Below are 14,716 nucleotides of genomic sequence, written 5' to 3'. Positions count from 1 at the left end.
GGTTATTTAATTACAGATATTCTAGCGATGGAGTGGAAGAGAAATAAGAGAATTGATTTGAAGAAATTCTGGATTAGTAGGGCAAGGAGATTGCTTCCAGCAATGTTTGTTATGCTCGTTATAACGTTGGCATGGATTACGATTTTTCATAGCTCTTTACTTGAAAAAATGTGTGGAGATTCATTAGCGGCGTTATTTTATGTTAGTAACTGGTGGTATATCTATCATAAATTATCGTACTTTGATAATTTTAACCAGCTTTCTCCATTGAATCATTTTTGGTCGTTAGCAGTTGAGGAACAATTCTATGTTGTCTGGCCGTTTATCATTAGTTTAGGACTTTACCACATAAAAAAACAATCCCGTATGATTTTATTGATTTGTCTGGGAGCTGTTGCTTCAGCTTTAGCGATGGCAATTTTGTATGAACCGGGAACTGATCCGAGCAGAATTTATTATGGCACAGATACGAGGGCCTTTTCTTTACTTATTGGAGCGGCACTTGCCTTACTTTGGCCAAGCAATAGGCTTGCAAATAAAATTATTCCAAAGGCGCGTCTCATTCTTGATGTAGTGGGAGGAACTGCTCTTATTATTATATTGCTTATGTTTTGGAAGACGAATCAATATGATCCGTTTCTATACAATGGAGGAATGGTTCTCTTATCAATTGCAACAGCATTATTAGTGGCAAATCTTGCTCATCCAGCTAGCCGCATCGCTCAATTTTTACGATTTAGGCCTTTACGCTGGATAGGGATAAGGTCGTATGGCATATACCTCTGGCATTATCCAATTCTTACATTGACGACTCCAAAAGTAAATGCTGGAGATTTTTCACTAATAAGAGCAATTCTTCAATTTCTTCTTATTATAATGATTGCGCAAATTTCATGGAAGTATATTGAGAAACCAATCCGACAAGGTGCGCTCCGAAATATTGAGTTTAAGAATTTAAGAATTCAAAATGTCGCTTTAGGTGTTAAGTTAGCTTTAATTTGTGCAGTATGCGTTTCGTCGATAGCCGTCTTTGGGTTATCAAAAGTTAGTAAGGCTAAGGAGAATCCTCAACTAGATAAGGCGGAAGCAGTACAAACACAACCTGCGAAACATCCAGTTGCAGTTCGGGAAAATCCAGCTCAAGAGACGCCCAAAAATCAAGAAGAATCAAAAGAAGTAAATTCTGCGCAACCTAAAGATGCTCACACCGTTACTGCAATAGGCGATTCCGTTATGATTGATATTGCTCCGTATTTAAAAAATACTTTTCCTGATATTAGGATTGATGCACAAATTGGTCGCCAACTGTCAAAAGCGATTCCAGTAGTTGAACAGTTAAAGAATGAAGGGAATTTAGGAAACTATGTTATTATTGGATTAGGTACAAATGGAGCCTTTACTACTGAGCAACTTGTATCATTAATAAATTTAATTGGGAATGAACGTAAAATGATATTTATTAATACGAGGGTACCACGTCCGTGGGAATCAATCGTGAATGAGAGATTAAAAGCGACAACATCTGAATATCCGAATATAACTCTAGTAGATTGGTATGCAGCAAGTGCTGGAAAGGGAGACTACTTTGCACCTGATGGTGTGCATTTAACCAAAGTAGGTGCAGAAGCATACGCAGCACTTGTAGCCAAAGCGGTGAATCAATAATTAGATATATTTTATTAACTTCTTTTGCAAAATTAACTGAAATGTAAAAGATCTATGGTTGAGGAAGACAAATTTTTTGCAGTCATCAATAATTTCTGTAATTCATTATACGTCGAAAAAGCGAAGTTTGGTTGAAGACTCCGTCTTTTTTATACAGGGCATGAATGGTTTCGATGCCTTTTACTATACGTGAGGCATGACGAATGTTTTGAAATCCTGCTGATTTGGAAAAGTGTCTGTCGCTTTACATGTCGCTGGTCCTGTTCTGTGAGATTATTTATAGGAAGAAAGAATGTAACTTCCTAACTTTAAAAATAAGCCCAAAGAATTATTTAATTCTTTGGGCTTATTTTTGGTTCTGGTGCAAAAATGATTACGTAGATAATCCAACATGAATGTTATATTCTCATGAGAATGAGTTGTTCGGAAATCGATATAAAAATCAGTATTTTTATATTGAGATATTATGAATTTTTATACTCTCATTATAGTAAGTGGTTATATAGATAGCGTTATATTTCAATATACAATATTACATATTAAAAGACGGCTTATATTGTTATGATAGAAAAGGTAAATTCTACAGCATTTTTCGATGTACTGCGAAGCTAATGATTATGAAAGTTCCAGTAGGTAAAAAGGGAGAAGGATTTTTATAATTCTTTTCCCTTTTTATATGTTCACAAACAGAACATATCTATAATAAGAGAGTGGTTGTATACGATTATTTATTTCGCTCCCTTTTCCTCATATCTCTTTAAAACCCGATAAAAAGGTTCGACTTGAGGGGAACGAAGAAACTTATATATCATTATTAAATCATTTAAACAAGTAGGTGATAGTATGGGAACATTGTTAGAGGAATGTATTGAAACTTTGGGACAGAATATAAGAATCTTATCTAAAGAAGAAAGAGAAATGGTTCTTATAAATTTTGAAACTAATTTTTATATTACACAAGGGGGACGTATTGAATGGTCAAAAATAACTCAGTGCATTGAAATAAATACAATTGATGAATAATTTCATATTTGAATAGTTGTTACGATGAATATAATAAAAAGGTTTATTTAATTTGGGATGAAGGGAAATTACCAATTGGTAAGACAGACTTAGATAAGGTTTTCGAAGTAATAGACGATGTTAATGCGGTTAGCTTTGATACTTGGATATATGGGTTCTGGTGCGAAAATTTCAAGACTATTGCAAGTATTCTCCTAAACTTGGACATACTGATAGTATGATTCTAAAAAAGGTGCGTGATCAGTATGGAAAAATTACAGAAGACAGAAGGTGCGCGGTATGAGTTTACTAGATAGTATCAAAATTGCCCTATCTTCTATTCTAGCTCATAAGCTGCGCTCAGCCCTTACAATGCTAGGGATTATTATCGGTGTAGGTTCTATTATTACCGTTGTTGTGATTGGACAGGGCGGGGAAGGTGCATTAAAATCACAATTTGTTGGTTCTGGAAATAGTGTGATTTCTATTCATTATAAGGCCAACATGAATGATCCATCCGGTATGGAATCAATAGGACAACCGAAATTGACAGAAGAAGATATTTTTGAAATTAAGAAGATTCCAGAGAATGCACATGTAATTAAGACAAATTAAAATATGGAAACACTAGATGTTAATGATAAAAAAGAAATGGTAAATATAAAAGGGCTAGACGATGAATACTTTGCTGTAAATAAAGTTAAGGTGAAAAAAGGTCATTCTTTAAATGATACAGATATTGAACAAGGAAATAAAGTTGTCATGATTAGCGCGGGTTTAGAAAAAAGGATATTTGAAAAAGAGAATCCCATTGGAAAAATCATTGAAATGAAAGGCCAACCAATGCAAATCGTTGGTGTATATGAAGCTACAGGTGGATTTATGGGAATGGGAGATTCCGAGGCGTTATTTCATTAACGTTATGGCCAACATTGTATGGAACAGATGAAATTCAAAGTATTTCTGTCCAAGCGAAAAAAATCGATAATTTAGATGCCGCTGGAAAGAAAGCAGCTGATGTATTAAATAGTCGTAAGCAAAGTGAGTTTACAGGTAAATATAAGGTACTAAACTTAAAAGAAATTCAAGAGGGTATTTCCAAAATGACAAATATCATGACGATGATTATTGGTGGTATCGGTGTTATGAACATTATGCTTGTATCTGTAACAGAGCGTACTCGTGAGATTGGGGTACGTAAAGCACTTGGAGCAACGCGTAGTAAAATCTTACTACAGTTCTTAATTGAAGCTGTTATGTTAACGCTTCTTGGGGGACTAATTGGAATTGGCCTTGGTTATGGAGGTGCATATATTGTGTCAACATTTGCAAAATGGCCACCACTTGTTTCATGGCAAGTAGTCGTTGGCGGTGTGTTATTCTCTATGACACTTGGTATTATTTTCGGGTTGATTCCAGCGAACAAAGCAGCAAAATTAGATCCAATTGAAGAGCTTCGTTATGAATAAGTTTATTAGTAGAAAGCTATTTATTTAATGTGGTTCTGATAAAAAGATAAAGCAAAAAAGAATCCCTCGTTTCTTTTGGGATTCTTTTTTGTTTGCAAAGGTATGTTTATCTGAACACACGTAAATTTACAAGGTTTTTAAACACAAAAATAGGAGGCATTTTATGATTTTTTGTTCAACATTACCGTGTACAGAAATGTACAAAGAAAGAATATGCAATATTGCATTTTACATTATTTCATCGGGATAATATGTTATTTATTGAATGTAATATATAAATGGAGGAAATGTTATGAACAAGAAATCAAGGTTTACCCAAATGATGCTCGGTATTAGTACAATGGCCTTATCATTTGGAAGTATCCAAACACAAGTATCAGCGGAAGAAAACACACCTTATAATGTGTTACAAAAGAAACCAATTGGGATAGAAACTTCAACAGATGAAATTGCACATTCTACAAAATCAGACGAAACATTGTCTTATGAAGAACGTTTAAAAGTAGGCGATTTTTCACAACGTTCAGCTCCGGTCGTGAAACGAGCAGCGGCAAAACAATTTCAGCAAAAGTATTCTGTGGCAGAGCTGAATAGAATGAGTAATGACGAATTCATCGATACATTGGCAAGTATTAGTTGGAATCAAATTACAGATTTAGATCAATTTAATCAAGAAACAAAAGAGTTTTATCAGAATAAAGAGCGAATACAAGTTATTATTGATGAATTAGGTCGTCGTGGAAGCACATTTACAAAAGATGATACAAAAGGGATTGAGACGTTTGCTGAAGTATTACGTTCCATATCTTATGTAGGCTTTAATAATAGAGAGGTAAGCTATTTAAATGAGAGAAGCTTTCATGATAAATGTTTACCTGCATTAAAAGCAATTGCAAAAAATCCGAATTTTAAATTTGGTACAGATAAACAGGATGCAGTGGTATCTGCATACGGTAAATTAATTAGAAACGCTTCTTGTGATGCTGAAACAGTTCAATATGCGGCGAATATATTAAAGCAATATAACGATAATATTTCCACATATATAAGTGACAAGAAGAAAGGGGACGCCTTGTATGAGCTTATACAAGGGATTGATGATGATATACAGTCTTACTTGTTTGAGACACGTAAAAAAGCGGATGAAACAATATGGTATGGGAAAATTGATGGTTACATAAATGAAGTTAGTCGAATGGCTCTTTTGAACCATCTAACAACAGAAAATAAATGGTTAATTAATAATGGTATATATTATACTGGTCGTTTAGGGAATTTCCACAGTAATCCAAATAAACCTTTAGAAGTACTTACACAAGCAATGCATATGTACCCTCGTTTAAGTGAGGCTTATTTTAATGCGGTAGAGCAAATTTCAACAAACTATGGTGGAAAAGATTATAACGGAAATACAGTAGATTTTAAGAAAATACGTGAAGAAGGCCAGCAGCAGTATTTACCAAAAACGTATACATTCGATGACGGCTCTATTGTGTTTAAAACAGGAGATAAAGTAACGGAAGAAAAGGTTAAGAAACTATATTGGGCTGCAAAAGAAGTAAAAGCGCAGTATCATCGTGTAATTGGAAAAGATGGAGCGTTAGAATCAGGGAAAGCTGATGATGTACTGACAATCGTCATTTATAATAATCCAGATGAATATAAACGAAATAGCCAACTATATGGATATGATACGAATAATGGTGGAATTTATATTGAAGGAATCGGAACGTTCTTTACATTTGAGCGTACACCGCAGCAAAGTCGTTATAGTTTGGAAGAATTGTTCCGTCATGAATTTACACACTATTTACAGGGAAGATACGAAGTTCCAGGATCATGGGGACAAGGAGAAATGTATCAAGATCAACGTTTGACTTGGTTTGAAGAAGGAAATGCAGAATTTTTTGCAGGATCTACTCGTACGAATAATGTTGTTCCGCGCAAAAGTATAATTAGTGGATTATCATCTGATCCTGCGAAACGTTATACAGCAGAACGAACATTATTTTCGAAATATGGAGAAGGAGAAGGAGACGAAAAATGGGACTTTTATAATTATTCTTTTGCACTGCAGTCTTACTTATATACTCATCAATTTGAAGATTTCGATAAGATTCAAGATTTCATTCGTGCAAATGATGTGAAGAATTATGATACATATCGTGAAGCTTTAAGTAAGGATCCAAATTTAAATAAAGGATACCAAGACTATATGAAGCAGTTAATTGATAATCAGGGTACATATAATACTCCGCAAGTATCAGATGATTATTTAGCTACCCCTTCACCAAAGCCACTAGCTGATGTAAAGAAAGACATTACAGATGTAGCAAAGATAAAAGATGCAACGATTACAAAGCATAAGTCTCAATTCTTTGATACGTTTACATTAGAAGGGACATATACAGGTGGCGTAACAAAAGGAGAATCTGAGGATTGGAAAACGATGAGCAAGAAAATCAATCAATCTTTAGAACAGTTAGCGCAAAAAGAATGGAGCGGCTACAAAACAGTTACAGCGTATTTTGTTAATTATCGTGTGAATGCGAAAAATCAATTTGAATATGATGTTGTATTCCATGGTGTTGCAACGGGAGAAGAAGAAAAACAGACTGTTAAAGTAAATATGAATGGACCGTACAATGAAATATTAAATGAAAAAGTTGAGTTTCATAGTGATGGTACAGAAAGCACAGGTGGAAAAATTGTTTCTTATCTCTGGGATTTTGGGGATGATACAACAAGTACAGAAGCAAATCCTATTCATGTATATGGAAAAGAGGGAACATATACTGCAAAGCTAACAGTGAAAGATAATAAAGGAAAAGTAGGCCGAGGACAAACATCGGTTACCGTAAAACAGGATGAGCCAGCAGGTCATAACTATCACAATGCAAAGGTAATTCGTTTTAATAAGCTTTCAAAAGGAAATATGGATCGTCCGAATATGGCGTATATGCACACATTCAATGTCACATCTCCAAAAGAAGTAGATATTTCTTTTATAGATGAACAGGGAATTGGGATACAATGGGATGTATATCACGAATCAGATTTAGAACATCCTGTTATTACGGGCCAAGCGGATGGAAATAATATAAAAGGGAAATTTGAAGCGAAACCTGGGAAGTATTATTTAGTCTCATTTTTTGAAAAGGAAAACGGAAAGGGAACATATTCGGTTCTGTTGCAAAGTTAGAAAAAATATAGAGAGGTCTACAGATTGGAAATAGACTTTAAGCAATCGCTACTAATTGCTGTAGTTCTTTGTACACTGAAAAGACGGAGTCTGATTCAAGACTTCGTCTTTGTTTATATATGGCCTGAATCGTTTCAATCCCCTTTATGGTTCGTGAAGCATGACTAAGATTTTGAAATCCTGCGGATTTGGCAAAACGTCTCTTTACATGCCTATGATCCTGTTCAAGTAGGTTATTGAGATATTTAACGGTACAATGTTTTGTACGTACATAAAAGCCGTTCTTCTTCAGTTTTTTGAACGCACAAAGCAAGGGCGGAGCTTTGTCTGTAGTGAGAACTGTTGGTTCTCCAAAATGTTTTACTAATCTTTTCATAAAGGCATAGGCAGCCTGATGATCCCGTTTTTTACGAAGTTGAATATCCAACGTGTTTCCATCTTTATCAATTGCACGATAGAGATAACGCCATTCTCCCCTAACTTTGATATACGTCTCATCCAAATGCCAAGATAAGCGTGCAGATTTATTTTTTACTTTCCAAATTTGATAGATGAGACTTCCATATTCATGAACCCATCGCATGATGGTTGTTGGATGAACTGAAATACCACGTTCTTTCAGGATTTCAGATACATCGCGATAACTTAAAGAAAAACGGCAGTAGTAGCCGACATCTACTAAAATGATATCTCTCTTGAATTGTTTTCCTTTAAAGTACCTCATGTCTGATTCTCCTATATCCTGTTTTCTAGAGTGTAGCTTCATGTAGGAAACTTTGCAACAGAACCAATGAAATAACTAAACGTTTAAAAAATTTATGGAAGTAACATTTTTGTGCTAAAATATGTAAGATTATATTGAATAAAATACGTGCGCTAATCACGATAAACTGGAAAAGGAGTGTGTTTTATGGCAGAAAATATTAACATAAACGTTAATGCAGGAAGTAACTATGGACCAGAATCAAAATGGGGGCGTCAGTCTTTCTTTGATGGTGGACTTTTGAGCTTCATTGGTTGGAGTATCTTGGGAGCGCTTATTACAGTGTTCACGCTTGGTATTTGCTATCCGTGGGCGTTGTGTATGGTTTATGGTTGGAAAATTAACCATACTGTGGTTGATGGGCATAGAATGAAATTTAACGGTTCAGCAGTTGGCTTGTTTGGTAACTGGATTAAATGGCTACTTCTAACAGTTATTACACTAGGTATCTATGGTTTTTGGGTTAGCATTAAACTTGAAGACTGGAAAGTAAAAAATACAACCTTCGTTAATTAAGTGGAAATTAAGAGATGCATTATGAAATTACGTACATTAAAAATAATTCATTTAGTGTTATATATCGTTGTTTTAATTTTTGCGATTGATTATAGTAATCATTAAAATATTTATGTAAGGGTTCATGACTTTAATTTCTCTATTAAGTGAGTGCAATAATTTTCATAAATTACTATTTTAAAATAATATAGAGAAATGGTTTTTGAGTTGTCAGAGCTCTATCAGAAAGCAAGCCTGTTCCAGCAGACTTGCTTTTTTTGCTATTTATTAAGTATGCAAAAAATGCCAACGTTCCAGTTAGTTATCCTGAATGGAGCGCGATCTATTGGAGTTAGTTATAGCGTTTTTTACGGTGTTTATAATTATCTAGGCGATTATCAAGCCATTTGCTAAAAATAGAAGACACAACACTAACCACGAGTGGAAAAACAAAATTGGTTAAAAAATTGGTCAAAGTTTATCCACGTTTCTAAGTCCATTGAATAGACTGAAGGGATCTAATAATGTGATAGAAAAGACTGTTTGTTTTGTATCATTAGTATTTATCACTTCTTTAACACCTTTATGGATTATCATTCTAACATTTGATATTGCTTAGTTGGAGGGGGAAGCTTCATGAATGAATACAAAGCAAAACAACAGAAGCATAAGAAGATGCAACTCGTTATCCATCATATAAAAGAACTCGAACATCATTCAACACTCGTATTAGATATAGATAATCTAGAAACAATCTGTGTGGATTACCACAATAGAAAACAAGGAAGCACATTCAAAAAGAAAAATTGTTTACTTACTTATATTTAGTTTGCATAAGATACATTATTAAATTACCTATAAGGAGCGGAATTAAATGTTAAACATACAAAAGATTTTTGAAGCGCAGGACAAGCTAGATCGTAAGGTAGTTGAGGTACATGGGGTTACAAGGTCAGAATTTAACTGGAGACGTGACACAGGCGTTATATACGGAGTTAGGTGAGCTATTGGGTTCTTCAAATATTGGAAGAAGAACAAGAAGGATGATAAAGCGCGTCAGTACGATGAATGGGCGGATTGCATGCACTTTATGGCTAGTTTAGGTAATAAGTACGGGCATAGTGAGTTTGTATTATCTGACAGAGGCATTGAGGCGTTAGAAATATCAATGAAAACATTAGAATTCGATGTTATAAGATACCATCAGTTATTTGAGGAGATTTACACAGCGAATAAGAGCAGCAAAGTTGGTTATGCCTTCGCATTAAATGCATTGTTGGCAATTGGTACGAAGATGGGCATGACATACGAAGACATGGAGAAGGCCTATTTCGAAAAGAACCAAGTAAATTATGATCGATTAGCAAACGGATAGTAAGACCAAATTTGAATTTTATTAAAAAAGACACTGCTGCACAGTGTCCCAGCTTACTACGAGAGTTTTATAAGGAAACTTAAATAGGTGAATTTAAGTTTCTCTATAATATATGAAACTGTGGTTAGAAAATCACTTGTTTAATAACGGGGTTAATGGATATTTGTATGTGATGAAATCTTTATAAAAAATTTCCTGTACTAATTGAATAGTTTCATGATCGTAAAAGCTATCATATGTTGGGATTCGTGGGAATAAAGGATCTGTAATGTCAGCATCTGCATAGGCACCTTTAAAAATTGCTTTGTCTATTTGATGGTGCCATGATTTAGTCAATATGTGTAAAGGAGAGGCTTTTAATTGATATGCTTTTTCGAGATTTTTAATTTCAGTAGAGAAATTTTCAAGGTGAAAATAGTTTGTAACAAATTCTTCTTCACTTTGTACATATTGCTGTAAGGCATGTGGATCTATTTGTTCTAAATCAGTCATTTTTGCTTTTAAATAATATAGAAAGATTTTAAACGAAATAGGTTTATTACAAGTATCATTACCATAATAAAACCTTCGAATAGGATCCCATGCTGGGTTTTCTATATAAGGAGGAGCAATTAGTGATACGAATGAACTCACTGCCCTTGTATATGGGTTTCTTACTAACTTATAGGTATCTTTTTCTTTTGAACATAAAGCTGCAGCTAATTCAATAAAGTAGTCTGAGGAATTTTTGTATATTTCATGTTCATAATTATGGATGAAAGAATCGTATTTTATGGCTTGTTTAAATAAATTAATTTGATAAAAAAACCAATGTGCAAGAGAAGTACAACCACTTTTTTGACTCCAAAATAAAATCAAAGGGAAGTTTGTATTAAAGTGGGGGACACGTCCGTATTTAATAATATTTGCAAAAGACATTTTTTCCCTCCATTCAGTAATGCCAATTATTTTTAGTGTATGAATAAAGAACTTGGCATATGAACAAGAGAAGAGAAGTAGAACCGATAATTTAAAAGAATATAAATTTTCAACAAAAGCGTTATTTTAATTAAAAAAGCAGTTAGCTTATGCTAGCTGCTTCAATCCCTGGAGAGTATCGTATGTAATTTAGATAAAGATACTAGCTATTAAAAATATAGATCCTATCAAAATTAGAGAATCAAATACAACCAAGAACTGATTCTTCTGTGGCTTTCGAAATTCCTTTATTAAGCTAAAAACTGCACTCATTCCGAAACAGATGTATAACAAAATCATTATTGTTTCTGACACACTTAACACTCCTAATATATTGATAACTTAATTATATAACGAAAAACATATGCATTTAAGTTTTTAACAAAATCCTTATTTAAGAGAAAAAGAATTATTTCAAATGTTGTAACTGTGATTCAGCTAACCCTGCGCCAATAATAGTAGCGATAATTAATACGCAAGCAATTAAAATACCTAAAATGATTAACATAGTAAAAGTAATTTTTTTCGCTGTATCGCTTTTTGGAGCGAGAATTGCTAAAACAATTGAGATAGACAGTATAAAAATAGCAGTAAAAAATTCAAAGTGTATATACCTAGAAAATGAACTAAAAAATAAGATGGAAGAAAATAAAAAGGTTGCAATCATCATGATAATTAAGAGACGGATTATATCAGACATTAATAGCACTCCTAATATTTAATCAGTTTCATTATATAGTTATTTCCAATGAGATGGAATTTAAGAATTGTTTTATTGAAATTCGAACAAAAAAGGTCCTGTTGTCTCCAACAGAACCTTTCTTAAAATGGCAAAGAGTAACTCTTACCTTACTCTTTGTTCATATAATACAGGATTATTAGCAAAAATCCAAGTCTCTTTATATTGAGAAATAAAGAAGAATCATTATAAAGAAACTTATTTTTTTCGTAAATAAAAGAGCAGCTAGGAAAAGCTAACTGCTCGGTTCTCCAAGGGGGAACAAGGAGAAAATCTAATGTCATATACAGTATTGACGGAATATTGAGTTTTATTCAGGGGATAAGGTTGTAATTTGTAGATTGGGGACAATTGAAAAAAGCACTCAAAGAGTGCTTATGCGAATTCTAAGTTTTCTACATCAACTATTGTACATGGATTAGCTGTTTTATAAACAATTTTTTTCCCTTTTAATTCACTTGATATTTCTTCTGATTAAAAGCAACTCGATTTGTTTCAAGTGTATCTTTTTGGTAGCTTAATACCTTAGATACTTCCAAAATTTCGCCTTTATAAACTGCCATTAACTTATCTTGATTATATAAACGATCAAGGTTGATTCTCCAAGCTCTCTGCACACGATTTTTTAAGCCATCTTTAGAGTTTGGGACTTCTTTCACTTTAATAACAATCATTTCAAACAGCTCCTTTTGGTTATTTTGAAATATTCTTTTGTTATTATTTTATTATTCTTTTGATATTCTTTTTGCAACGAAAATAATTCTTTTAACAGAAAGTGAGGAATAAAAAATGGGACTAGGAAACCGTGGAATGGCATTTGAAATGCTTATCAATCTAGCGAATGAAATGTATCAAATAGGTGGAGTGGCGCTTATAAACAAGCGTCCGACTCCTGTAAAGGTGCTAAAGAGTAGAGGTGGTCGTGTACTAAGCGGATTCTATGAAGCTAAAAGTACAGTAGACTATGACGGTGTGTATAAAGGAAGAACTATCGCATTTGAGGCGAAATCTACAGAGAATGCTACACGATTTGATTTAAAAAACATTGCGCAGCACCAATTAGATTACTTGGAGAAAGCAGAGAAGATGGGAGCGATTTGTTTCTTCCTTATTGAGTTTAGTAAGGACAAGTCAGTATCCTTGATACCACTGGCAGTTATTCAATTTTACGTAAGGATGTCGCAACAGCCAAAGGGTAAGAAGTCGATACCAAGAGCAGACTTTGATATTTACGGGTATTTAGTAGAACAGACAGAACGAGCATCAGTTGATTACTTACAATACGTTGATGAAGTAGTATTCCCAGTTATGTTTGATGGAATGATTCAATTTGATCAGGACCATAAAAGGGGAGTGAATAACATTGAAGCAGTAAAAGAGAAGATGGCTAATAAGAAACGTAAATTGCTAAAGGCTTAATGGATAGCGGAACAACGTGCAATAGTGTGGTGGGGGCTATGTTAATGCGCGATGTTCTCCTATTCAGTAGTTAGATAGTAAAATTTCACGTACCTGATGTGAATGTAAAAACCAAAATTCGAAATAGGGGGATTCCTTCATGGAATAATTAACTTTATTACCAGCAATCGATGACAAGAAAGTACAAAAGGAAGTAGTCAGCATCTTAAAGGAATACCGGGCATTAAAGATGCGATTCAATAATGAAGTGGAACAAGAAGGAATCAGCTTGTTTCCAGAGATACGAAATTCAAGAAGAATAAGCGAATTAAAGGTGAAACAGATAGAGAAGACCTTGGAACATATCTTAGATGAGGATGAAAGAAACATTATTACTATGAAGTTTCTAGATAATAAACCAGTTAAAGATTCATTCGTACAGAACGAATTGATGATGAAGAACTCATACTTTTACGAGAAAAAGAAGAGCGCCATTAAATTGATCGCTACTACATTAGGAATCATTTGAAAATGGCAGAGAAATAGCATATTTTTTGGGGAGTTTTTGCAAATGAAATCAAAAGTAAGCTATTCCTATAAACAGTTCTTTGAAAAGAGAATACGTTTTGGGGATAGCGTTCCCATTATAATAACGTTACTCGGTGACGCGGAGGCTAGAGGGGATAAGAGCTTCCCAAAATTATTTATATTTTACTTCTCATTGAGTGCATAAGCGTTCCGCCTTTCGTTTGTGGACTCATAGGTAGTAAAATTACATCTGTCATGTGGATTCTTGATTTCTATGTTAAAACTGGATCGTTTTACAAATGGGAATGTTGGTCTGTTCGATTGAATGGACCGCATCTCCTAGCAAGAAGAAATAACTCAATTATATTAGTAATTACTCACAACAATAACTAATGTAAGTCAGGTTATTCTTCTTAAATGATTAAACGAGCAGAGAGCTTCCGCTCTTTGTTTGAGCCAATACAGCTGAACATTCCCCTCAGTCTTGTGTATTGGTTCAAACAAGGTGCAGGAAGAAACGTACGCGTCTTGATATAAATCCTTTATAATTCGATATTGGCGAAAATGACATTAAGTAGCCGACTCTACGGAGTATAAACGAGAAGAGGAATATAAAGTTGAGAATATGAATTCTCACTCTTCTCCCAGTCACTGACACAGGGCATGTAGCCATACTATTGATGCGGTGGCTTGGAGAATCCTGAGAGTATCTAGAATACCAGAGGCTTAAAGAGATACTTATTGCCATTTGTCATCTCTCTTCCCCTTTAGGAGCTGTCACCTTTTGGTGATGGCTTTTTGTTTTGTAGAATATTTTTCTATTCTGTCGAATAGATATATTGGGAGAGGTGGAGAATAAGAAAATGAAAAAATTTATAATAAGCATAGAAGCAATCGATGGTAAACAACACGAATTTGAAATTGAGTATAAAAAGACAGTAACAGTTACTGCTATAGAAAATTCTATAAAAGCAAGAGAAGCTAGATTCTTCAGATTTGGAGATCGTATGATTAATTTGGACAATGTATTCTCTTTAGTGGTAAAAGAGAAGAAAGATTAAATAAAAAAAAGCATCCATAACGGGTGCTTTTTTCTTTGTTATATAGAAATTACACATTAAAC

At 33.9% G+C, this 14,716-nt stretch carries 12 protein-coding genes and 4 pseudogenes; 11 read left to right on the top strand and 5 right to left on the bottom strand.

What is annotated here, in order from left to right; genetic code table 11:
* Positions 1 to 1,665, top strand: a 1,665-nt coding sequence (locus tag BAU27_RS09100) for an acyltransferase family protein (RefSeq protein ID WP_071770689.1), incomplete at its 5' end; no start/stop codon positions are given.
* Between the two features lie 32 nt (positions 1,666 to 1,697).
* Here BAU27_RS09100 and BAU27_RS32860 read toward each other — a convergent pair.
* Positions 1,698 to 1,946, bottom strand: a pseudogene (locus BAU27_RS32860) (hypothetical protein); the annotation flags it as partial.
* A 562-nt stretch (positions 1,947 to 2,508) separates the two neighbouring features.
* On the opposite strand from BAU27_RS32860, the gene BAU27_RS09090 reads away from it, so the two are divergent.
* The 4 genes and pseudogenes from BAU27_RS09090 (at position 2,509) to colA (ending at position 7,338) form a co-directional block, all read left to right on the top strand.
* Positions 2,509 to 2,688, top strand: a complete 180-nt coding sequence (locus BAU27_RS09090) for a CDI toxin immunity protein (RefSeq protein ID WP_002187481.1) — start codon at positions 2,509 to 2,511, stop codon at positions 2,686 to 2,688.
* An 8-nt stretch (positions 2,689 to 2,696) separates the two neighbouring features.
* The gene (locus BAU27_RS33530) at positions 2,697 to 2,909 is read left to right on the top strand and encodes a CDI toxin immunity protein (protein ID WP_483295355.1); all 213 of its coding nucleotides are present in this window, start codon (positions 2,697 to 2,699) and stop codon (positions 2,907 to 2,909) included.
* 58 nt (positions 2,910 to 2,967) lie between these two features.
* A pseudogene (locus tag BAU27_RS32855) lies at positions 2,968 to 4,136 on the top strand (ABC transporter permease).
* Between the two features lie 292 nt (positions 4,137 to 4,428).
* On the top strand, positions 4,429 to 7,338 hold the full coding sequence (gene colA, locus BAU27_RS09070) for a collagenase ColA (protein WP_071770685.1): 2,910 nt from the start codon (positions 4,429 to 4,431) through the stop codon (positions 7,336 to 7,338).
* A gap of 37 nt (positions 7,339 to 7,375) precedes the next feature.
* Here the strand turns inward: colA and BAU27_RS09065 are convergent, their stop codons facing one another.
* Positions 7,376 to 8,062, bottom strand: a complete 687-nt coding sequence (locus BAU27_RS09065) for an IS6 family transposase (RefSeq protein WP_071770684.1) — start codon at positions 8,060 to 8,062, stop codon at positions 7,376 to 7,378.
* Positions 8,063 to 8,248: 186 nt separating this feature from the next.
* Here BAU27_RS09065 and BAU27_RS09060 point away from each other — a divergent pair, with 186 nt between their 5' ends.
* The 3 genes and pseudogenes from BAU27_RS09060 (at position 8,249) to BAU27_RS09050 (ending at position 9,971) form a co-directional block, all read left to right on the top strand.
* Entirely contained in the window at positions 8,249 to 8,617 is a 369-nt protein-coding gene (locus BAU27_RS09060; RefSeq protein WP_002035452.1) for a DUF898 family protein, read from the top strand.
* A gap of 618 nt (positions 8,618 to 9,235) precedes the next feature.
* Positions 9,236 to 9,424: pseudogene (locus tag BAU27_RS09055) on the top strand (HNH endonuclease); the annotation flags it as partial.
* Positions 9,425 to 9,470: 46 nt separating this feature from the next.
* Positions 9,471 to 9,971: pseudogene (locus tag BAU27_RS09050) on the top strand (dUTP diphosphatase).
* 132 nt (positions 9,972 to 10,103) lie between these two features.
* Here the strand turns inward: BAU27_RS09050 and BAU27_RS09045 are convergent.
* The 3 genes from BAU27_RS09045 to BAU27_RS09035 all read right to left on the bottom strand — a co-directional run bounded on the left by BAU27_RS09045 (position 10,104) and on the right by BAU27_RS09035 (position 12,341).
* Positions 10,104 to 10,889 (bottom strand): sulfotransferase family 2 domain-containing protein, encoded by a 786-nt coding sequence (locus BAU27_RS09045; protein WP_071770683.1) that lies wholly within the window; start codon positions 10,887 to 10,889, stop codon positions 10,104 to 10,106.
* Positions 10,890 to 11,337: 448 nt separating this feature from the next.
* Complete coding sequence (locus BAU27_RS09040; RefSeq protein WP_071770682.1) at positions 11,338 to 11,628, bottom strand: hypothetical protein; 291 nt, start codon at positions 11,626 to 11,628, stop codon at positions 11,338 to 11,340.
* Between the two features lie 488 nt (positions 11,629 to 12,116).
* Complete coding sequence (locus BAU27_RS09035; protein ID WP_071770681.1) at positions 12,117 to 12,341, bottom strand: hypothetical protein; 225 nt, start codon at positions 12,339 to 12,341, stop codon at positions 12,117 to 12,119.
* A gap of 115 nt (positions 12,342 to 12,456) precedes the next feature.
* Between BAU27_RS09035 and BAU27_RS09030 the strand changes: the two genes are divergently transcribed.
* From BAU27_RS09030 to BAU27_RS09015, 3 genes are all read left to right on the top strand, one after another.
* Complete coding sequence (locus BAU27_RS09030; protein ID WP_071770680.1) at positions 12,457 to 13,086, top strand: Holliday junction resolvase RecU; 630 nt, start codon at positions 12,457 to 12,459, stop codon at positions 13,084 to 13,086.
* 166 nt (positions 13,087 to 13,252) lie between these two features.
* Positions 13,253 to 13,594, top strand: coding sequence for an ArpU family phage packaging/lysis transcriptional regulator (locus BAU27_RS09025; protein ID WP_254797952.1), 342 nt, complete (start codon positions 13,253 to 13,255; stop codon positions 13,592 to 13,594).
* An 862-nt stretch (positions 13,595 to 14,456) separates the two neighbouring features.
* Positions 14,457 to 14,654, top strand: a complete 198-nt coding sequence (locus BAU27_RS09015; protein ID WP_071770679.1) for a hypothetical protein — start codon at positions 14,457 to 14,459, stop codon at positions 14,652 to 14,654.
* Positions 14,655 to 14,716: the final 62 nt, after the last annotated feature.

It is taken from the genome of Bacillus sp. NH11B, from assembly GCF_001884205.1.
GTDB lineage: Bacteria > Bacillota > Bacilli > Bacillales > Bacillaceae_G > Bacillus_A > Bacillus_A proteolyticus.
Note: the sequence above shows the minus strand (reverse complement) of the source record. Positions and strands in the feature narration are given on the sequence as shown.